The sequence below is a fragment of the Pseudarthrobacter sp. PH31-O2 genome, assembly GCF_030063265.1.
In the GTDB taxonomy this organism is placed as follows: Bacteria; Actinomycetota; Actinomycetes; order Actinomycetales; family Micrococcaceae; genus Arthrobacter.
This window is the reverse complement of record NZ_JASIST010000003.1, coordinates 250,074-270,464: the sequence shown is the minus strand read 5'-3', so window position 1 is coordinate 270,464 and position 20,391 is coordinate 250,074. Positions and strand designations below refer to the sequence as shown.

The following is a 20,391-nucleotide window of genomic DNA, read 5'->3' as shown; positions in this document are numbered from 1 at the left end:
CCCACCCGATCAAGGGGAAGAACTGGTCGACGCTAAGTTTTGTATGTGCCGCTTACCTCAACTCGCAAGACGCGCGGGGCGCCGGGAAAGATTCAAATGAGGCTTAAAGCGTACACATGGGACTTCACAACGTTAGGGCTTGCCGCCCTCCAGAGTCAAACCGGGGGTCGCGCCGCAAAGTTTCCCCAGCTGTGGCTAACTCCCTTCCCAGCCTGTGGATGACGAGTGTCAAAGGGTCCCAATTCGAACTACAGCAGTGTGATTATCCACAGGACAGAACCCAGCTATCTTCTGCCCATTTGATCCCCTAGAGTGTCCCAGTAGCCGATTATCCACGGACTGTGCATAACCCTGTGGATTAAGCCGGGGCCAGCACACTGGTTCGGGACTTGTGGCTGCCGGCAATTTAGGCAAGCAAGTTTGAGGAACTGATTGATGACAGTAGACGAAGCCAACCAAGCCAACACTGTCGGAAGTTCCTGGCGGCGCGTAGTAAGCCTGCTGGAGAACGATCACCGGGTATCACCCCGGCAGCGCGGCTTCGTCATCCTCGCCCAAGCCCAGGGACTCATCGGTTCAACCCTGCTGGTGGCGGTCCCCAATGAACTCACCCGTGAGGTACTCCAGACACAGGTGAAGGAAGCCCTCGACGACGCACTCCGGAACGTCTTCTCCGACGAAATCCGTTGTGCAATCGACGTCGACACCGATCTGGTCCCGCTGCACCCGGAGCCCGAACCCGCCGTCGAACTGTCCCTCGTGGCCGATCCGTCCGTCGAACTAAAACCACAACCCATGCTGCCGAGCACCTCGCATGAATTTGGCCGCCTCAATCCGAAGTATGTCTTCGACACCTTTGTGATTGGTTCCTCCAACCGTTTCGCCCATGCCGCGGCGGTGGCCGTCGCTGAAGCGCCGGCCAAGGCATACAACCCGCTCTTCATCTATGGCGATTCCGGACTGGGCAAGACTCATCTGCTCCATGCGATCGGTCACTATGCCCGCAGGCTGTACAGCGGAATCCGGGTCCGCTACGTGAACTCCGAGGAATTCACCAACGACTTCATCAACTCCATCCGCGACGATGAAGGCACCAGCTTCAAGACGACGTATCGCAACGTGGATGTCCTCCTGATCGATGACATCCAGTTCCTGGCCGGCAAGGACCGGACGCTGGAGGAGTTCTTCCACACCTTCAACGCCCTGCACAACAACAACAAGCAGGTGGTCATCACCTCCGACCAACCGCCCAAACTGCTCGCTGGCTTCGAGGACCGGATGAAGTCCCGCTTCGAGTGGGGCCTGCTGACGGACATCCAGCCGCCGGAGCTCGAGACCCGGATCGCAATCCTGCGCAAGAAGGCCCTCAGCGAGGGCCTCTCGGCACCGGACGACGCCCTGGAATACATCGCGTCGAAGATCTCCAGCAACATCCGCGAACTGGAGGGGGCACTGATCCGGGTCACGGCCTTCGCCAGCCTCAACCGCCAACCGGTGGACGTTGCCTTGGCAGAGATGGTGCTCAAGGACCTCATCACCGATGACGGGGCCCAGGAAATCACCTCCGCGCAGATCCTCACCCAGACCGCCGACTACTTCAAGCTCAGCATGGAGGAGCTCTGCAGCAAGTCGCGGACCAGGACCCTGGTCACCGCCCGGCAGATCGCCATGTATTTGTGCCGTGAACTCACGGACATGTCCCTTCCCAAGATCGGGCAGGAACTCGGCGGCCGCGACCACACCACGGTCATCCATGCAGACCGCAAGATCCGTGAGTTGATGGCGGAGCGCCGAGTGATCTACAACCAGGTCACCGAACTGACCAACCGGATCAAGCAGCAGCAGCGTAATTCCTAGGCAGTCGCGCCGAGCACTCTTACCTTATTAACAGACGCCTGTGGACAACCCTGTGGATAGTTAAGGGGACAACTGCGGTTAATGGGCTTAAAACCCTTAAGGCGCCTGTGGATCAAGGGGAGCGGCAAAAACGTTATCCCCATCCACACCCTGTTTAAAACCTGCTCCGCCCACAGTCCATGAACAGGCGTTAACCGCGGAACCGCACCGTCAAACGGGGTTATCCACAGTATCCACAGCAGTTATTAACACTACTAATCCCTCAATAATGAAATTCCCTCAAATAACAATCTCCGTCCCACCCCGGAACACGGCCAGGACCGAGCCGGCCGCCGGCAACCACCGGGCTCCGGAGCCGCCCAGACAATCAGCCCGGTTCCAACGCGGAGATGGGAGAATCACACTTCATGCGGCTAAGCTGTCTGCAGTGTGTCCGTCCTGGACATCTTTTGTGATTCCTTGCCGGGCCGGTGGCCCGGCCATCAGCGATGACAGCAGCAATGAAAGGCGGCACCCTTCCGTGAAGTTCAGAGTCGAACGGGACGTCCTGGCAGAAGCCGTGACCTGGACCGCCCGGTCGTTGTCTCCGCGGCCGCCAGTACCCGTCCTTTCCGGTCTGCTGCTCAAGGCTGAAGCCGGTACGGTGAGCCTCTCGAGCTTTGACTATGAGACCTCGGCAAGGCTTGAAATCGCTGCTGACATCACCACCGAGGGCACGATTCTGGTATCGGGACGGCTGCTCGCCGAGATTTGCCGCAGCCTTCCTTCGGCGCCGGTTGACGTTGAGACCGACGGCAACAAAGTGACATTGACCTGCCGGCGCAGCAGCTTCCATCTCGCCACCATGCCCGAGGCCGAATACCCTCCGCTGCCGGCTCTGCCCACAATCAGCGGCACAGTACCCGGTGACTCCTTCGCCCAGGCCGTCTCCCAGGTGATCATCGCGGCGAGCAAAGATGACACCCTGCCCATCCTCACCGGCGTCCGGATGGAAATCGAAGACGACCTGATCACCTTGCTGGCCACCGACCGTTACCGGCTGGCCATGCGCGAGGTTCCGTGGAAACCGGTCACTCCGGGCATCTCCACAAGCGCACTCGTCAAGGCCAAGACCCTCAATGAAGTTGCCAAGACTCTCGGCGGCAGCGGTGACATCCACCTCGCCCTCGCTGATGACGACAGCCGGCTCATTGGCTTTGAAAGCGGCGGCCGCACCACCACGTCCCTCCTCGTTGACGGCGACTACCCCAAGATTCGATCACTTTTTCCCGAGTCCACGCCGATCCATGCCACCGTGCAGACCTCGGAACTCGTCGAGGCCGTCCGTCGTGTCTCGCTCGTTGCGGAACGGAACACTCCGGTCCGGCTCGCGTTCACCCAAGGCCAGCTGCACCTCGATGCCGGCACCGGCGAAGATGCACAGGCATCAGAAGAGCTCGAGGCCCAGCTCACGGGCGAAGACATCACCGTCGCGTTCAACCCGCATTACCTGATTGAGGGCCTGAGCGTCATCGAGACCAAGTTTGTCCGGTTCTCCTTCACCAGTGCGCCCAAGCCGGCCATGATTACGGCCCAAAACGATGCCGACGGAGAAGACCAGGGCGACTACCGTTACCTGGTTATGCCGGTGCGGTTGCCCAACTAACCCGCAGTTGAGGCCGTTTTGAGGGATCAAAACGGCCTCAACTGCCAGTCAGTTGGGTGGACGCCATCACCCGAAACACCCCAGCGCAGAAAAGAGTTCATCTAAGTGCACATTGGACTGATCGGCCTTGGAAAAATGGGTTTCAACATGCGCGAACGGCTGCGCGCGGGTGAAATTGACGTTACCGGTTTCGACCGCAACCCTGAGGTCACCGACGTCGCCAGCGTGGATGACCTGATAGCCGCCGTCCCGGCGCCGCGCCTGATCTGGGTGATGGTTCCCTCCGGCGGGATCACCGACGCCGTCATTACCGAACTCGGCGCCAAACTCGACGCCGGTGATCTGGTCATCGACGGCGGTAATTCCCGCTTCACCGAGGACCAAAAACACGGCGCCGCACTGGCTGAAGTGGGCATCCGATTTGCCGACTGCGGTGTGTCCGGCGGCGTATGGGGCCTGCAGAACGGTTACGGTTTGATGGCCGGCGGGGATGCGGTGGATATTGAGCGCGCCATGCCCGTCTTCGACGCACTTCGTCCCGAGGGCGAACGGGCCGACAGCTTCGTTCACGTCGGCGGGGTTGGAGCCGGCCACTACGCCAAGATGGTTCACAACGGCGTCGAATACGGCCTGATGCAGGCCTATGCCGAGGGGTATGAACTCCTCGCCGCCAAGGACATTGTGACTGATCTTCCCGGTACTTTCCGCGCCTGGCAGAAGGGGACTGTGGTCCGCTCGTGGCTGCTGGACCTGATGGTGAAGGCGCTCGATGAGGATCCCGGCCTGGAATCGATCGATGACTATGTTGAAGATTCCGGCGAGGGTCGCTGGACCGTGGAGGAAGCGATCGCCAACGCCGTGCCGGCCCCAGCCATCACGGCAGCCCTCTTTGCCCGCTTTTCATCGCGCGAGGACAACTCACCCGCCATGAAGATGGTTTCCGCACTGCGGCATCAATTCGGCGGACACCCAACCCGTCCGGCAAAATAGTCCTGTCCCGAAATCCTGACCCGGCGTGTACCTAGAACAACTTTCGCTCACGGACTTCCGCAGCTATGCCCAGGTAGAGCTGAGCCTGGAGCCGGGTGTCACCGTGTTGGTAGGGTCCAACGGCATCGGCAAAACCAACCTGATGGAAGCCATCGGCTATCTGGCCTCACTCAGCTCGCACCGGGTCAGTTCCGATGCGCCGCTGCTGCGGTTTGGAACCGATCGGGCGATGATTCGTGCCAAGCTGGTCCGCGGCGAGCAGTCCACGGTGCTCGAACTCGAAATCAACGCCGCGCGCGCCAACCGCGCGCGGATCAACCGCAGCAACCCGGTCCGGGCCCGCGACATCTTGGGTATTTGCCAGACCGTTTTGTTTGCACCGGAGGATCTTGCCCTGGTCAAGGGTGACCCGTCCAGCCGGCGCCGTTTCCTCGATGAGCTCCTGGTCAGTCTCATCCCGAGGCATGCTGCCACCCGCAGCGACTATGACCGGGTGCTGAAACAGCGCAACGCGCTGTTGAAGTCCGCCAGGTCAGGAAGATTCAGCCCGGGACACGAATCCACCCTGGATGTCTGGGATCAGCACATGGCCCGCGCGGGAGCGGAGCTGCTGCATGCACGACTCGAATTGGTGGAAAGGCTTGGACCGCATCTCAAAAGCGCCTATGCCCAGCTCACCGACGGGTCCAAGGAAGCAGGTGTGATCTACCGTTCCACCCTGCAGGGTGTTGTGGACGATGACGGCGCTGTGCCGGCCGAAGCCTTGGTGGCGGTTCCGGGTCCCAACGGGCAAGTTCCGGGACCCGGGGATTTGCGGCTTCTCTCGATTGATCAGCTGACCGAACGCTACATCCAGGCTTTCGCATCGTCTCGGCGCAGGGAATTGGAACGCGGGATCTCCCTGGTTGGCCCGCACCGCGACGAACTCGAACTGGTGCTCGGTTCCGCCCCCGCGAAAGGCTATGCCTCGCATGGTGAAACGTGGTCCATGTGTCTGTCCCTCCGCCTGGCCTCGTACTATGTCATGCTCGATGACGCCCGCACGGGCGGATCAGCTCCCATCCTGATTCTGGACGATGTGTTCGCGGAGCTTGATGTCCAGCGCCGGCGTAAACTGGCCGCGATAGTATCCGGTGCCGAGCAGGTGCTTGTGACCGCCGCCGTTGAGGACGATATCCCCACGGAACTGGCCGGACGGCGGGTGAGGGTAGTCCCGGGAGGAATCGATGTGCGGGAAGATCGATGAATAAGGATACCGACGGCGGCCTGCAGCCGGGACGCGATCCGGACGATATCGATGCCGCGCAGTCGGCATTAAACAGAATGCGTGAGGCGGCGGCGGCGCGCGGCGAAATACGGCGCAAAGCTCCACCACGCCCCGGAACGGCTCCGCAAAAGCCTGGCCGCAGCTCCAGCAGCTCCAGCAGCACCCGCGGCTTCGGACAATTCCACGGTACCGGCAGGGACCCGATGGGGCTGGGCAAAGTGGTGGGCCGCCTTGTTGCCGAGCGTGGTTGGAGCTCTCCTGTGGCCGTGGGATCGGTGATGGCCGAATGGTCAACGCTCGTTGGACCGGAAATATCCGCGCACTGCACGCCGGAGAGTTTCACCGATACCACTTTGCATGTCCGTTGCGATTCCACCGCCTGGGCTACGCAATTGCGCCTGCTCAGCATCAGCCTGCTGGAGAAATTCCGCACCGAACTCGGTGAAGGTGTGGTGACCAAGATCCAGGTCCTCGGACCTGCGGCGCCGAGCTGGCGCAAGGGTGGCCGGACGGTCAACGGGCGCGGACCGCGGGACACCTACGGATAGCGTTCAGCCTGCTGGTACGCCAGGCCTGAAGCACTCCTTGCAAAAACTCTTGAAAATTCCGCAAACGGCGTGTAGGGCGCTCAGACGTACCGGAGTCGTATAGTCACCCGCGTCCGGTACTCCCGGAGCCTTGCAGGTGGAGTCTGTGGCCTCCCAGCGGCACTTTCCTTCCCGTTTGGCGCGATGGAATGCGGGATTCACCCCTATAACACGGTAGAATCGGGGGAGATAACTGGGCGCCGGTGAAACGTTGACTGAGTCCGTTTCCGACGCAATTTTCGCGTGCGGTTAACGGATCCTCGAGTCGGCAGGACAACCGGTGTCATCAGTGCCGTGCCCGTTGGCAGAAGCTGTTTCCTCCGGGAAGGGGCGACGGCTGGCCGTTAACGAAAAAAGAGGAGTCGAAAGCGCCTGTGGCTAACGACAATGCAGAGATCCCGGCAGTGGAACCAGCAGTGGTAGCGGCGGATACCCCGCCGGAAGCCGCAATTGCCCACGGCTACGGCGCCAGCGACATTACGGTGCTCGAAGGCCTGGAGGCCGTCCGGAAACGTCCCGGCATGTACATCGGTTCCACCGGACCGCGCGGATTGCACCACCTGGTCTATGAAGTCGTGGATAACTCCGTCGATGAGGCGCTGGCCGGGTACTGCACCCACATTGAAATTGTGCTGCAGGCCGACGGCGGGGTCAAGGTGGTTGACAACGGCCGCGGCATCCCGGTGGATATGCACCCGACGGAGCACAAGCCCACGGTGGAGGTCGTGATGACCATCCTGCACGCTGGCGGCAAGTTCGGCGGCGGCGGTTACGCCGTCTCCGGTGGCCTGCACGGGGTGGGCATCTCAGTTGTCAATGCGCTCTCCAGCCGGGTCGATACCGAGGTCCGCCGCCAGGGCCATGTTTGGCGGATGTCCTTCGCGGACGGCGGCAAACCCCAGGGCGGACTTGTCCAGGGCGAGGAAGCCAGCGAGACCGGCACCACCCAGACGTTCTACCCGGATGCCGGTATTTTTGAATCGACGGAGTTCGATTTCGAAACACTGCGCGCCCGCTTCCAACAGATGGCGTTCCTGAACAAGGGACTGCGGATCACGCTGACCGATGAGAGGCGCGTTGCCGAGGAACCGACCGAGGACGCTGACCTCGACCTCGACGCCGTTGCAGTCGACGGCGAAGTCCCGGCGGAGTTCCACACCGTTGTGTACCAATACGATGACGGGCTGCTGGACTACGTCAAGCACCTAAACTCCGGCAAAAAGGTCGACGTGGTCCATGAAGATGTCATCGCCTTTGAAACCGAGGATACCGAACGTCACATCGCGCTGGAAATGGCGATGCAGTGGACCAACGCGTACTCCGAGAGTGTCCACACCTATGCCAACACCATTAATACCCACGAGGGTGGCACCCACGAGGAGGGATTCCGCGCTGCGATGACCTCGCTCATCAACCGCTATGCGCGGGAAAAGAGCATCATCAAGGAAAAGGATGACAACCTTACCGGCGACGACATCCGTGAAGGACTGACGGCAGTCATTTCGGTCAAGCTTGCCGAGCCTCAGTTTGAAGGCCAAACCAAGACCAAGCTCGGCAACTCCGAGGTGAAGGGATTCGTCCAGCGAGTCGTCACGGACGGCCTTGGCGACTGGCTGGAACGGAATCCCGGCCCGGCCCGCGACGTTATCCGCAAGGCCATCTCCGCGGCCCAGGCCCGGATGGCAGCCCGCAAGGCCCGCGATAACGCCCGCCGGAAGAGCCCGCTGGAATCTTTCGGGATGCCTGGCAAGCTCTCGGACTGCTCTTCCAAGAACCCGGAAAAGTGTGAGGTCTACATCGTGGAGGGCGACTCCGCCGGTGGTTCCGCCAAGCGCGGCCGCAACCCGGAAACCCAGGCCATTCTTCCGTTGCGTGGAAAAATCCTCAACGTCGAACGGGCGCGGCTGGACAAGGCACTGGGCAACGCCGAGGTCCAGTCCATGATTACCGCCTTCGGTACGGGGATTGGCGAAGACTTCGACCTGAGCAAACTCCGCTACCACAAGATTGTCCTGATGGCGGATGCTGACGTCGACGGCCAGCACATCACCACCTTGCTGATGACCCTGTTGTTCCGCTACATGCGCCCGCTGATAGAAAACGGCTACGTCTATCTGGCGCAGCCTCCGCTGTACCGGATCAAGTGGTCCAACGCTCCGCACGACTACGTCTACAGTGACCGGGAGCGCGATGCGCGCCTGCTGTCCGGCCAGGCGGCCGGCCGCCGCATTCCCAAGGACAACGGCATCCAGCGCTACAAGGGCTTGGGTGAAATGGACTATACGGAACTGTGGGACACCACAATGGACCCCGATCACCGCACACTGTTGCAGGTCACGATGGACGATGCCCTGGCCGCGGACCAAACCTTCTCCACCCTGATGGGTGAGGACGTTGAATCCCGTCGAAACTTCATTCAGCAGAACGCCAAGGACGTTCGGTTCCTGGACATCTAGGGTACTCAAGCCCTACATATCCCTGGACCGATATATACCTGAAACGGAAAATATAGACTATGAGTGACGAAACACCAGAAGTTCCGGCCGGCGCGGCCGACGCTGAGCCCGTTATTGAGGGCACCGTCCTTGGCACCGATGTGCTGACCGACCGGGTTGAACAGGTTGACCTGCAGACCGAAATGCAGCGGTCCTACCTTGACTACGCGATGGCCGTGATTGTGGGGCGTGCCCTTCCGGACGTCCGCGACGGCCTCAAGCCGGTCCACCGCCGCGTGCTCTACGCCATGTTCGACGGCGGCTACCGACCGGAGCGCTCCTTCAATAAGTGCGCCCGTGTGGTCGGCGAAGTTATGGGCCAGTACCATCCGCACGGCGACACCGCCATCTACGATGCCCTGGTGCGCCTGATCCAGGACTGGACGATGCGCTACCCGCTGGCGCTGGGCCAAGGCAACTTCGGCTCTCCCGGCAATGACGGCGCGGCGGCACCCCGATACACCGAAACGAAGATGGCGCAGCTGGCCATGGAAATGGTCCGCGACATCGACGAGGAAACTGTCGATTTCCAGGACAACTACGACGGTAAAAACCAGGAACCCACCATCCTGCCGGCGCGGTTCCCGAACCTTTTGGTCAACGGATCCTCGGGCATTGCCGTTGGTATGGCAACCAACATTCCGCCGCACAACCTCCGTGAGGTTGCCGACGGGGTGCAGTGGTATCTGGCCAACCCGACCGCCAGCCGGGAAGAACTGCTCGAAGAGCTGATCACACGCATCAAGGGGCCCGACTTCCCGACCGGGGCCACCATCCTGGGCCACCGGGGGATTGAGGATGCCTACCGTACGGGCCGCGGCTCGATTACGATGCGGGCCGTTGTCAACGTTGAGGAACTCCAGGGCCGTACCTGCCTCGTGGTCACCGAGCTGCCCTATCAGGCCAACCCGGACAACCTGGCGATCAAGATTGCCGAGCTCGTCAAAGACGGCAAAATCTCGGGCATCGCCGACCTGAGGGATGAGACCTCGGGACGCACCGGACAGCGGCTTGTGATTGTGCTCAAACGCGACGCAGTCGCCAAGGTGGTGCTGAACAACCTCTACAAGCACACCCAGTTGCAGGACAATTTCGCCGCGAACATGCTGGCGATCGTTGACGGTGTGCCCCGCACCCTGAGCCTTGATGCCTTTATCCGGCACTGGGTGACCCACCAGCTCGACGTCATCGCCCGCCGGACCCGGTACCGGCTCCGCAAGGCCGAGGAGGAAGCGCACATCCTGCGTGCCCTGTTGAAGGCGCTCGATGCACTCGACGAAGTCATTGCACTGATCCGGGCCTCGAACACGACCGAAGCGGCCCGCGATGGTCTGATGCAACTCTTGGACATTGACGAGCTTCAGGCCCGGGCCATCCTAGACATGCAGCTGCGCCGGCTGGCTGCCCTGGAACGGCAGAAGATCCAGGACCGCCACGCAGAACTCCAAGCCATGATCACCGAGTTCAACTCGATCCTGGCCTCCGAAGAACGCCAGCGTGGAATCATCAGCACCGAGTTGGCCGAAATCGTAGCCAAACACGGCGATGACCGGCGTACCAAGGTCCTGCTGGGCTTCGACGGGGACATGTCGATGGAGGACCTGATCCCCGAAGAGGAAATGGTCGTCACGATCACCCGCGGCGGCTACGTCAAGCGCACCCGCAGCGACAACTACCGCTCGCAGCAGCGCGGAGGCAAGGGCATCAAGGGTGCACAGTTGCGTGGCGACGACGTCGTCGAACATTTCTTCGTCACCACCACCCACCACTGGCTGCTGTTCTTCACGAACCTTGGCCGGGTATACCGGGCGAAGGCGTACGAGCTCGTGGAAGCCGGGCGCGACGCCAAGGGCCAGCACGTGGCCAACCTGCTCGCGTTCCAGCCGGACGAACACATTGCCCAGGTGCTTGACCTGCGCGACTACCAGCAATCGCCGTATCTGGTCCTCGCCACCAAGCGTGGCCTGGTGAAAAAGACCCGCCTCGAGGACTATGACACCAACCGCTCCGCAGGCGTTATCGCAATCAACCTTCGCGATGAAGATGAACTGGTTTCGGCCCAGCTGGTTTCCGAAACGGATGACCTGATGCTGGTTTCCCGCATGGGCCAGTCGATTCGTTTCACCGCCACCGATGAAGCCCTGCGCCCGATGGGGCGGGCAACGTCCGGCGTTACCGGCATGAAATTCCGCGAGGACGACGAACTTCTGGCCGCCGACGTGGTGACGGAGGGCTCCTTCGTCTTTGTCGTCACGGAGGGCGGCTACGCCAAGCGCACCGCCGTGGAGGAATACCGCCTCCAGGGCCGTGGCGGCCTCGGCATCAAGGTGGGCAAGTACCAGGAAGAGCGCGGCCATCTGGTGGGCGCCCTGATTGTCCAAGCCGAAGACGAGGTCCTGGTGGTTATGGAAGGCGGAAAGGTGGTCCGTTCCTCGGTGGCCGGAGTGCCGGCCAAGGGGCGCGACACCATGGGCGTTATCTTCGCCAAACCCGACAAGAACGACCGCATCATCGAGGTGGCACGCAACAGCGAGCGTGGACTGGAAACCGACGAGGTGGTCGAAGACGAAGATGCAGTCGATGCTGCCGAAAGTCAGGCATCGGCGACGGATGACGTAACGTTGGCTGAAGATACCGGATCACACGAGGGGTCCGCAGCGGAAGAATCAGCACCGGCCCCGGAGTCAGATGAGTCATCAGGCAATGCCGAGCTGGACGAAGACAATACCGGAGGTAACGCGTGAGTAATTCCGACTCATATCCCAAGCCGAACAGCGGCGTACCCGGCGGGGTGCGGCAGCCCGCCTCCGCACCGCGGGTAGGTGCGCCGTCGCGTCCCGAGCAGAGTCCGGGAGCTTCGGGTGCGGCTGCTGGCTCGGCCCAGCGGCCGCAAGCCCCCGGGCAGCGTCCCGCGCAGGGACGACCCGCTGCTGCCGGGCAGCGCCCGGCCACCCCCGGACAAGGTCCGGGGCAGAACCGCCCGGGGCAGAACCGTCCGGGACAAAACCGTCCGGGACAAAACACAGCCGGACTGATTAAGCCGGCGCCCAAGGCCAAGGTCCGCCGGGCGCGCCTGTTGGTGAGCAAGGTTGACCCTTGGTCCGTGTTGAAGATGGCATTCCTGCTCTCCGTGGCACTGGGCATCGTGACGGTTGTGGCAGCCATTGTGCTCTGGACGGTCTTGGACCTGACCGGAATCTTCGACCAGGTCGATGGCCTCCTTGGCACGCTGGCCGGCTCCGAAGGCGGCGGTTTCGAGTTGAAAAAGGTCGCTTCATTGGGGCAGGTGGCATCGTTCGCTACCATCATCGCCGTCATCAACGTTGTGCTGCTGACGGCGCTGTCCATGCTCTCGGCCGTGCTGTACAACATCTCCGCCACCCTGGTAGGCGGCATCGGCGTCACCCTCACGGACGACTAAACCCGCGGTTTTCCCCGAAAAGTTGCGGGAAAATGCCTCGATTTGAGATCGGGCCGGGATGTGCTGTAAAGTCGTATCTCGGCCCGATGAGGCATCGGGGCGTATAGCTCAGGCGGTTAGAGCGCTTCGCTGATAACGAAGAGGTCCCAGGTTCAAGTCCTGGTACGCCCACGGAATCTGTACAGATTCAAGTGGAGGGTCGGTGGTAGTACTTACCACTGAACCGGAACGGGGTGCATGTGAAGAAGTTGTTGGTTTTTATAGCCACGATCGCAGGCGTCCTGCTCTACAAGAAAGTGCAGGAATCCGAGGCCCGGAAAACAGTCTGGAGCAGATCGACCGACACGGTTGATTAGCCCAGATCCCAGGCGCAGGAGCTGGAAAACAGCTCCACGAACTGGGGTATGATTGTCGGGTTGCTTCTTATGGGGGCATGGCGCAATTGGTAGCGCACCTGCTTTGCAAGCAGGGGGTTCGGGGTTCGAGTCCCCGTGCCTCCACCATAGGAAAGGCCCCGGTTCGCGGAAACGCGGACCGGGGCCTTTTGCGTTTCCGCTGACGTGCAGGTCGGCGCCGGGACCCTCGTTTCACTCCGGACGCATACGGTTAAGTGCAGCGTTTCCGCGCCCATTACTCTTAGACCGTGAACTTCTTCCTAGCCGCCCTGGGCGTCCTTGGCGTGGCTTCCTCCGGGCCGCTTATAGCAGCGACGCTGGGGGCCACGTCGGTCAGCGCACTGGCGATCGCCTTTTGGCGCAATGCCATCGGGTCGGTTGTGATGGCCGGCCCCGTCCTGGTCCGGGGCCCGCGTCAGTTCGGCAGGGTCACCGGCAGCGAGTTCCGTTGGTCACTGGCGGCTGCAGTTGCCCTGGCGCTGCACTTTGCGTGCTTTATTACCTCTTTGCAGTTGACCTCGGTCGCGGCAGCCACTGCCCTCGTCTGCCTGCAGTCCGGCTGGATAGCCATCTTCCAGCTCTTCCGCGGCGTCCGGCACCGCTGGCCCGTCCTGGCCGGCCTGGGCCTCGCGTTTGTTGGGGTTATTGCCATCACGGGATTCGACATGGGAGCTTCCCAGGGTGCCCTGCTGGGCGACCTCCTGGCGGTGGTAGGCGGCGCCCTGGCGGGAATCTATACCATGGCCGGCGGCAAGGCGCGCCAGAGCCTGGGGACGGGCGTCTACACCACGCTGTGCTACGGGATGTGTGCGGCCGTCGTTGCGCTGCTGGCGCTGTTCTCGCAGCAACCGCTGGCCGGTTTCGAAACAACCGGCTGGCTCGGCATCCTGGCCATCACAGTCTGTGCACAGCTCATCGGCCACACCGCCTTCAATCACCTGCTGGCCACCATGAGTCCGCTGCTGGTCTCGATGATCATCCTGCTGGAGATTCCTGGAGCCGCGCTGCTGGCTGCGGCGTTTCTGTCCGAGACCCTGCCGGCCGGAACCTACGCAGGTTTGGCGTTGATCCTGGTGGGTCTTGGCGTGGTGGTCCTGGGCCAGCGTGGTTCCCGCTCGGTGCGGGGTGCCGGGGCTCCGCTGGCGGAACTGGGGACGGACTGACAACGGCGGGACAGCGGCCCCGCGTCGCAGCGCCGGGTGTTACTGGCCGCCGCGGCGGCCAGGCTGGGCGGTGTTGACAGTGTGGATGGCGCGGAGCAGCTTGGCAGGAAAGTAGACGGAGAAGAAAACGACCATGGGGGCCTTGAGCGCCATCTTCTTGACGTTGTGGGCCTTGTAGGTGCGGTCGAAACGCGTCACGTAGTAACGGTAGTCGCGGGGCGAGTCTTCCAGCCGGCGCGCGGACATCCCCGAGACCATCTGTGGCCAGTATTGGATCCGGAGTTCATGGTCGGCCAGGTGCAGGGACAAATCGATGTCCTCGTGCATCTCGTCCTTCTCATCCCGGCACGTCTCGTTCCGGATTATTTCCCAGGCTGAGCGGCGGAGGGCCATATTTGATCCAAAGAGGAAGTGGTACTGATGCTTGGCCAGCCTGAGCATCAGTTGTCGCATTTTGTCGTCTGCTTTCAGGCCAAAACGACGCATCGGCATGTCGTAATAGACCACCGGTCCGGTCGCGGCGTGCACCGCCTTGTCCCGGAAAGCCTTCTGCACCTGTTCGACCCAGTCGGGTTCGAGGACCGAGTCGGCGTCGATCCGGCCCAGGATGTCTCCGGTGGCGCGGTCCAGGCCGAAGTTGCGGGTCGGGATCAGTCCCTGGTCCCGGTCCTGGCTGAGCAGGATGATGGGGCTCTCCGGGTACTCCAACTGCATTTGCCGGACGATTTCACCTGTACGGTCCGTTGACATGTTGTCGACCACAATGATCTCGTGTGCCGGAACGGACTGGTACACGGCAGCAATCAGGCACTGCCGGATCACACTTTCCTCGTTGTAGGCCGGAATCACGATCGAGACGTCGGGCGTCTGGACAGCATCGTCTAAGGCATCCTCAGAGGATTTTTCGGGTGACATTCCCCCCAATTTAGCACCACTGCGGTCTTTCCAGCCCGGTGCCGGGCAATGCCGGGCCACGAACTGGTAAACATCGTGCGAAAAGAAGGGAAGGACCCCGCCCGCGGCGGAGTCCTTCCCTCAACGACCGCCTGGTGACGGCCCTAGGCGTGCTTAGCTGCCGGTATTCTTGTCCGTGCCGTTGTTGCGGCTCGCAGCGATGTTTCGGACTGCGGTCTTCGCGTCCGTGGCGACCTTGGCTGAGGCGTCCTTGACGTCCTCGGCAAGGTCCGTGGCGACCTTGGCTGAGGTGTCCTTGACGTCCTCGGCAGCGTCCGCCACGACCGTGGCGGCATGCTTGGCTTTGTCCGCGGCGTCACCGGTGGACTTGGCAGCATCTGATGTGGCGTCGGCGGCAGCGTCTGCAGCGTCAACCGTTGCTGCGCCAGCCTGGCCCGCGGCTTCCTTGGCGGAATTCTTGACGTCGTTGACCGTAGTGGCCGGCACGGGAGCGGGGGTGACCGGCGCAGGCGTCTGCCAGGGATCTTCGACCGGCCTGGAAGCCTTCCACGCGGCCACACCGGCCGCGGCAGCGGCCGCGATGACGCCGAAGATCAGCAGCCCGCGGTGCTTGGGTTTCTGCGGTTTGGCCACCTCGACGCCAACGGCGTGGCCGGCCTTCTTGGCAGCGACCTTGACGTGCGTCCCAGCAGTCTTGGCCTGCTCCTGGACGGAGTGGATGATCCCCGCGTCGCCGAGGCGCTGGGCAACTGCATCGACATGGGCCGGCGCGTTCTGGAGTGATCGGTGTACGGCGTCGGAGGCCTGGCCGAGCTGATCCGAGAGTTTCGGCAGATAGTCCGCGACAACCCGGTCGCGGGCGTTGGCGAGGACCGGAGTTGCCTTGTCCAGCGCCTCCTGCAGGCGGGGGGTTGCTCCCTCAACAGCGTCATTGATCCGCGGCGCGAGATTGGCAAGCCCGTCCTGCAGGCGCGGGGTCACCGTCGCAACGCCGTCGGCGAGATTGTGGGCCGCCGACTTGAGCCCCTCCTGGATCTTGGGGGAAGCTGAATCCAAGCCATGCTGCAGGCGCGGAACGGCCCAGCTGACTGCCGCTTCAACCCTTGGGGTCGCCCATTCCTTGGCATTCTCGACCCCGGTGCTGACTGAATGCTCCAGCTCACGGGCAATTCGATCCGTTTTCTTCACAACTACCTCCCGATTAAATGTGACGGTTCTGGAGTTAGCCTACGTGTCCGGGACCCCACCGGCTATTCTTCAGGCCGATTCCGGGCGGATTTCACCCAGCGCGGAACTGGCGCACCCGCCCCGCCCGCAGGGGTCGTTCGTGGAAGAATAGGGGCCATGACTGCCATCGCAACTGCAAAAGCAACTATCCACACGAGCCTGGGCGACGTCGTTGTTAATCTCTTCGGCAACCATGCTCCCAAAACCGTCGAAAACTTCGTCGGCCTGGCGACCGGCGAGAAGGCCTGGACGCACCCGGAATCGGGCGATGACAAGACGGGGACGCCCCTGTATGACGGCACTATCTTCCACCGCATCATCAAGGACTTTATGATCCAGGCGGGCGATCCCCTGGGCCGTGGTGTTGGCGGACCCGGCTATAAGTTCGATGATGAAATCCACCCGGAGCTGACGTTCAACGAGCCCTACAAACTGGCCATGGCGAACGCCGGCATCCAGATGGGCCGCGGTACCAACGGTTCGCAGTTCTTTATCACAACCATCCCCACCGGCTGGCTGCAGGGCAAACACAGCATCTTCGGCGAGGTGGCCGACGACGAGTCCAAGAAGGTTGTTGACGCCATTGAAGGTGTCCGCACCGGAATGGGCGACCGTCCGGTCGAGGACGTCACCATCAACAGCATTGATGTAGTGAAGCTCTAAGCCCGGCTTATGAGCTACGGAATTCCGGCGGCGGAGCCGTCCGCGCAGATCCCGGTGTGCCCCAGGCACCCGGAACGGGCCGCCTACGTGCGTTGCCAGCGTTGTGGGCGCCCCGCCTGCCCCGACTGCCAGCGGGCGGCCGCCGTCGGATTCCAATGTGTTGACTGTGTCAACGAAACAAAACGTACGACGCCGGATATCCGGACGGTCTATGGCGGCGCGGTGACCACAGGCAAACCTGTGGCCACGCTTACCCTCATCGGCCTCTGTGTCCTGGTCTATGTTCTCCAGTGGCTGGTGCCCAATGACGGCATCTACCAGAACTTCGCGTTCGCTACGGTTTATGCCACCCCGGAGTATGGGGTCTTCGAACCCTGGCGCATGGTGACGTCCGCCTTCCTCCATTCCCAGGGCTTTATCCTGCACATTGTGCTGAACATGTATATGCTCTGGGTGTTTGGTCAGGCGCTCGAGCCCCTGCTGGGTCGGATCCGCTTCCTTGCCGTCTATTTGTTGTCCGCCTTCGGCGGCTCGGTCGGCTACCTCGTGCTGACCCCCGGATACGTCCCGGGCCAACCGCTCAGCGGCGTCGTGGGCGCCTCGGGTGCCATTTTTGGACTTTTTGGCGCCATGCTTGTGGTCCAACGCCGCCGCGGCGGCGATACCAGGCAACTCTGGGTGCTTATCCTGATTAATGGTGTTATCGGTTTCCTGGTCCCGACGATTGCCTGGCAGGCCCACCTGGGCGGGGCGGTAACCGGTGCCCTGTGCGCAGCCGTTGTTGCCTACACCCCGCGCGGACCGCGCCAGGGACTCATGCAGGCAGGCGGCCTGGTCCTGGTCCTGGCCTTGCTTGTCGGCGTCTCCGTTTTCAGGGTTGCCACCGCCTGAGGCCCGGCTGGCCGGTGATCCCTCCCTCCCCCACCCTGACTGCGGCGGACTCTGTTCCCCGGGATTCCACCGGCTTCCCGCGGCCCCTTTTGGAGCGTAAACGCCGTTTTAGCCAACGCGCCCTGACGGGCGCGTTTTTTGTGTTGCCACTCCTTGTCTGGCTGGGCCAGGCAGTCCTGGCGACAGTATCCCGCAGTAGTTCTCCACAGGGGTTATCCACACTGTTGGTAACTTACACACGTGTAGTTCATGTGCCCGCCATGGATCTGACGGCCACACCGGGGGATCTTGCGATGCGGCGCCGCGCGATTTCCACAATTGTGGATAACCGCGGTGGGGAGGGCTGTGGTTAAGTGGACAACCCAGGCCCCGCTGGGGTTCGCTCCGGTGCAGGTGCCAAAGACGTGACGATCGGTGCCCGGTGGGGATGGCAAACTCCGGTCAGGTAGCCGTCGCGCCGTTGATTTCAACAAGGTTTTGCACAGTGTTAATAACTTGTCGCTCCAAGTAAGGTAGCCAGGATCGGCCCCATAGTGCGTTGGAGCGCCTCTGGCGGTACCCGACGGGCCAACTTATCCCCAACTGTGGATAAGTTGTGGGTACTGGGTTGTTATTAAGTGGATAACTCTTGAGAAGGGAACGGTTGAGCCCTTTTGCCTGCCATTTCCCGGCTGATAGTCCCACTGCGACGAAGAACGTGCCGGACCGAAAACTTATCCACAGGCAATCCACACTGTTAATAACTGCCGGGACTGTCAGTGTGTGCGTATACCTCTCCGGACCGGGCCCCTGAAGGCCAGCATCCGCGGGGAAGGCGGCGACGAGAGCCAAAAGCTGCCAGAAGTTGTCCACACTGTGGATAACTTAAACCATACTTGTTCACAGCCTGCTGTCCTCAGTGCGGCCAGATGCCCGAGCTTCCCCGACGGTGGCTGTCCATCAGATGTGTATCAACCATTCCGATGGCTTCCATCAAGGCATACATGGTGGTGGGGCCGACAAAGGCGAAACCACGCGTGCGCAATGCTGTGGACAGGGCGATGGACTCCGTCGACGTTGTGGGGATGTCAGCATGCGTTCTCGGCAGGGGTGTAGAAGCGGGTCGGAAGGACCACACGAAGTCGACAAGCCCGCCGTCGGCCCGCAGGGCGATGGTGGCTTGGGCGTTGGTGATCGCGGCCCGGATCTTCAGCCGGTTGCGGACGATTCCGGCATCCAGGAGGAGACGCTGAACATCCGCTTCGGTGAAGGCCGCTACCGTCTCGGGGCGGAAATTCCCGAAGGCGGCCCGGAACGCCGGACGCTTGCGGAGGATCGTGGCCCAGGACAGTCCGGCCTGGAACGCCTCCAGGCTGATGCGTTCGAAGAGTCCCTGTTCGTCCCGCACCGGAAGTCCCCACTCCGTGTCGTAGTACTCGCGCAGCATCGGATCCACGGCCGCCCAGGGCGGCCTGGCGAGGCCGTCCTCCCCGAGGATCGGGCCGGCTACCTCCCGTACCATCCGGGTTTCCTCACTCGCACTATTCTCCGCTCCAGGCTGACGGGCCCGTGGGCTGCCGGGACAAATTGCGCAAAAGACCGGCACACGGGGTGTACCGGTCTTTTGGTCGTTGCGACGGGCTTAGGAACGCCAGCGGGTGGTCATCAGGAAGCCGGCGATGGCGATTCCGAATCCAGCCATAATGTTCCCTGATCCCCAGGCGGCCACGGGAAGTGTGCCTTCGCTGATGTAGAAAGTGATGATCCACAGGAGGCCGAGGATCATCAGGCCAAACATTACGGGCTTAAACCAGACCGGGTTGGGTTTGTTGGCCTGCGCGGCGGAAGTCTGTGGCGTTGCCTCGATTGTGCGCTTGCGGCGTTTTGACTCGGGCACGGGTCCTCCTGGGCGGCTGGAACAAAAGCGGGACCCCGGCTTGATATCCTGCAAGGAGGAATGCACCGGCGGTCAGCGCGCTTTTGGTCATGTTTGTGGTCGTATTCGGACCCAATTCTAGCTGTAGTTAACACCGCGGCGGTGTCCGCCGCGAACGTCCGGGAGGAGAAGCCACGTGCTGCAACTGCAGGACAGCGCCGCACGCCGTTTCACCCGCGGCCCCCGAACATTCCGCCGGACTGTCCTGGTCCTGGGCGAGTTGCTCGTCACCGCCGGTTTCATCGTATTCCTGTTTGTCCTCTGGCAGCTGTGGGGGACCAACATGGCAGCGGATGCCCGGCAGCGTGAGATGGTCAGGGAGTTCAACCGGCATCTGGCGGACCCGGCCGCGGCTGCAGCGGCGCCCGCCGTCGACGACGGCCGGCCGGCTGTCGCCGCGGAGCCCGCCACCGGTAGCACTCTCGGCGTTGTCTACATTCCCCGGTTCGGCGCTGACTATGCCAGACCCCTCGTCCAGGGCACCTCTCCGGCAATTCTGGATGCCCTTGGAATCGGCCATTACGAAGGCACGGCCATGCCTGGCGCGGTGGGAAACGTCGCGGTCGCCGGCCACCGGCAGACCAATGGGGCCGTTCTGGATAACATCGATGAGCTGGTCCCCGGGGACCGGATCTACATTCAGACCCGGGACGGCTACTACGTGTACAGCTTCCGGAACAGCGAGGTCGTCCTACCTGCCAGGACGGACGTCCTGCTGCCGGTGCCCGCACAACCCGACGCCGCAGCCACGGAACGCTACCTGACGATGACAAGTTGCAATCCCCGGTTCGGCTCCCAAGAACGCGTCATCGCCTACTCGGTGCTAGAGCGCTGGCAACCGGCATGGGCCGGTCCTCCACCGGCTGAGATCGCCGGCCAGGTCCAGCGTGCCGCCGGGGAGGACTGAGGAGTGTACGCCTGGATCTTCCGGCATTTGCCGGGCCCCCGCTGGCTTCGAAT

At 62.3% G+C, this 20,391-nt stretch carries 17 protein-coding genes and 2 tRNA genes; 15 read left to right on the top strand and 4 right to left on the bottom strand.

All coding sequences use genetic code 11. The features are described 5' to 3' along the window. The first annotated feature begins 435 nt into the window (after positions 1-435). From dnaA to QMG72_RS07165, 12 genes are all read left to right on the top strand, one after another. Positions 436-1,857 (top strand): chromosomal replication initiator protein DnaA, encoded by a 1,422-nt coding sequence (gene dnaA / locus QMG72_RS07220; RefSeq protein WP_253031640.1) that lies wholly within the window; start codon positions 436-438, stop codon positions 1,855-1,857. 520 nt (positions 1,858-2,377) lie between these two features. Beyond that, a complete protein-coding gene (gene dnaN / locus QMG72_RS07215) occupies positions 2,378-3,502 on the top strand; it encodes a DNA polymerase III subunit beta (RefSeq protein WP_283480152.1) in 1,125 nt (374 codons plus the stop codon). 105 nt (positions 3,503-3,607) lie between these two features. Further along, entirely contained in the window at positions 3,608-4,492 is an 885-nt protein-coding gene (gene gnd / locus QMG72_RS07210) for a phosphogluconate dehydrogenase (NAD(+)-dependent, decarboxylating) (protein WP_283480151.1), read from the top strand. 25 nt (positions 4,493-4,517) lie between these two features. Continuing rightward, positions 4,518-5,738, top strand: a complete 1,221-nt coding sequence (recF, locus tag QMG72_RS07205; protein ID WP_283480149.1) for a DNA replication/repair protein RecF — start codon at positions 4,518-4,520, stop codon at positions 5,736-5,738. Next, positions 5,735-6,307, top strand: a complete 573-nt coding sequence (locus QMG72_RS07200) for a DciA family protein (protein WP_283480147.1) — start codon at positions 5,735-5,737, stop codon at positions 6,305-6,307. The genes recF and QMG72_RS07200 overlap by 4 nt, the downstream gene beginning before the upstream one ends. 413 nt (positions 6,308-6,720) lie before the next feature. After that, a complete protein-coding gene (gyrB, locus tag QMG72_RS07195) occupies positions 6,721-8,802 on the top strand; it encodes a DNA topoisomerase (ATP-hydrolyzing) subunit B (protein WP_283480146.1) in 2,082 nt (693 codons plus the stop codon). A 59-nt stretch (positions 8,803-8,861) separates the two neighbouring features. Next, the gene (gyrA, locus tag QMG72_RS07190) at positions 8,862-11,585 is read left to right on the top strand and encodes a DNA gyrase subunit A (RefSeq protein WP_226775556.1); all 2,724 of its coding nucleotides are present in this window, start codon (positions 8,862-8,864) and stop codon (positions 11,583-11,585) included. Then, positions 11,582-12,262 (top strand): DUF3566 domain-containing protein, encoded by a 681-nt coding sequence (locus QMG72_RS07185; protein ID WP_282360054.1) that lies wholly within the window; start codon positions 11,582-11,584, stop codon positions 12,260-12,262. Before gyrA ends, QMG72_RS07185 begins: the two co-directional genes overlap by 4 nt. Positions 12,263-12,359: 97 nt before the next feature. Beyond that, positions 12,360-12,433: transfer RNA gene (locus tag QMG72_RS07180), tRNA-Ile, on the top strand. Between the two features lie 62 nt (positions 12,434-12,495). Continuing rightward, positions 12,496-12,618 carry a DLW-39 family protein gene (locus tag QMG72_RS07175; RefSeq protein WP_309485698.1) on the top strand — a complete coding sequence of 41 codons (123 nt, stop codon included), beginning with the start codon at positions 12,496-12,498 and terminating at the stop codon, positions 12,616-12,618. A gap of 71 nt (positions 12,619-12,689) precedes the next feature. Then, positions 12,690-12,765 (top strand) — tRNA-Ala (locus QMG72_RS07170). Between the two features lie 140 nt (positions 12,766-12,905). Continuing rightward, positions 12,906-13,820 carry a DMT family transporter gene (locus QMG72_RS07165; RefSeq protein ID WP_283480144.1) on the top strand — a complete coding sequence of 305 codons (915 nt, stop codon included), beginning with the start codon at positions 12,906-12,908 and terminating at the stop codon, positions 13,818-13,820. Between the two features lie 39 nt (positions 13,821-13,859). Here QMG72_RS07165 and QMG72_RS07160 read toward each other — a convergent pair whose 3' ends face one another. Together QMG72_RS07160 and QMG72_RS07155 are read right to left on the bottom strand one after the other, a co-directional pair. After that, positions 13,860-14,735, bottom strand: coding sequence for a glycosyltransferase family 2 protein (locus QMG72_RS07160; protein WP_283480142.1), 876 nt, complete (start codon positions 14,733-14,735; stop codon positions 13,860-13,862). Between the two features lie 153 nt (positions 14,736-14,888). Then, positions 14,889-15,923, bottom strand: coding sequence for a hypothetical protein (locus QMG72_RS07155; RefSeq protein ID WP_283480141.1), 1,035 nt, complete (start codon positions 15,921-15,923; stop codon positions 14,889-14,891). A 156-nt stretch (positions 15,924-16,079) separates the two neighbouring features. Between QMG72_RS07155 and QMG72_RS07150 the strand changes: the two genes are divergently transcribed. Both QMG72_RS07150 and QMG72_RS07145 read left to right on the top strand, forming a co-directional pair. Next, on the top strand, positions 16,080-16,625 hold the full coding sequence (locus tag QMG72_RS07150) for a peptidylprolyl isomerase (RefSeq protein WP_226775550.1): 546 nt from the start codon (positions 16,080-16,082) through the stop codon (positions 16,623-16,625). A 9-nt stretch (positions 16,626-16,634) separates the two neighbouring features. Next, on the top strand, positions 16,635-17,516 hold the full coding sequence (locus QMG72_RS07145; RefSeq protein ID WP_283480140.1) for a rhomboid family intramembrane serine protease: 882 nt from the start codon (positions 16,635-16,637) through the stop codon (positions 17,514-17,516). 895 nt (positions 17,517-18,411) lie between these two features. Here the strand turns inward: QMG72_RS07145 and QMG72_RS07140 are convergent. Both QMG72_RS07140 and QMG72_RS07135 read right to left on the bottom strand, forming a co-directional pair. Beyond that, complete coding sequence (locus QMG72_RS07140) at positions 18,412-19,017, bottom strand: DNA-3-methyladenine glycosylase I (protein ID WP_283480139.1); 606 nt, start codon at positions 19,015-19,017, stop codon at positions 18,412-18,414. A gap of 120 nt (positions 19,018-19,137) precedes the next feature. Beyond that, a complete protein-coding gene (locus QMG72_RS07135) occupies positions 19,138-19,392 on the bottom strand; it encodes a cell division protein CrgA (RefSeq protein WP_226775547.1) in 255 nt (84 codons plus the stop codon). A gap of 175 nt (positions 19,393-19,567) precedes the next feature. Between QMG72_RS07135 and QMG72_RS07130 the strand changes: the two genes are divergently transcribed. Further along, on the top strand, positions 19,568-20,338 hold the full coding sequence (locus tag QMG72_RS07130) for a class E sortase (protein WP_502913797.1): 771 nt from the start codon (positions 19,568-19,570) through the stop codon (positions 20,336-20,338). Positions 20,339-20,391: the final 53 nt, after the last annotated feature.

Excerpts from the sequence above, each read along its gene's own strand:
- QMG72_RS07160 (WP_283480142.1), bottom strand. The coding sequence starts at position 14,735 with ATGTCACCCGAAAAATCCTCTGAGGATGCCTTAGACGATGCTGTCCAG.
- QMG72_RS07150 (WP_226775550.1), top strand. The coding sequence starts at position 16,080 with ATGACTGCCATCGCAACTGCAAAAGCAACTATCCACACGAGCCTGGGC.
- gyrA (WP_226775556.1), top strand. The coding sequence starts at position 8,862 with ATGAGTGACGAAACACCAGAAGTTCCGGCCGGCGCGGCCGACGCTGAG.
- QMG72_RS07200 (WP_283480147.1), top strand. The coding sequence starts at position 5,735 with ATGAATAAGGATACCGACGGCGGCCTGCAGCCGGGACGCGATCCGGAC.
- QMG72_RS07140 (WP_283480139.1), bottom strand. The coding sequence starts at position 19,017 with ATGGTACGGGAGGTAGCCGGCCCGATCCTCGGGGAGGACGGCCTCGCC.
- QMG72_RS07145 (WP_283480140.1), top strand. The coding sequence starts at position 16,635 with ATGAGCTACGGAATTCCGGCGGCGGAGCCGTCCGCGCAGATCCCGGTG.
- dnaA (WP_253031640.1), top strand. The coding sequence starts at position 436 with ATGACAGTAGACGAAGCCAACCAAGCCAACACTGTCGGAAGTTCCTGG.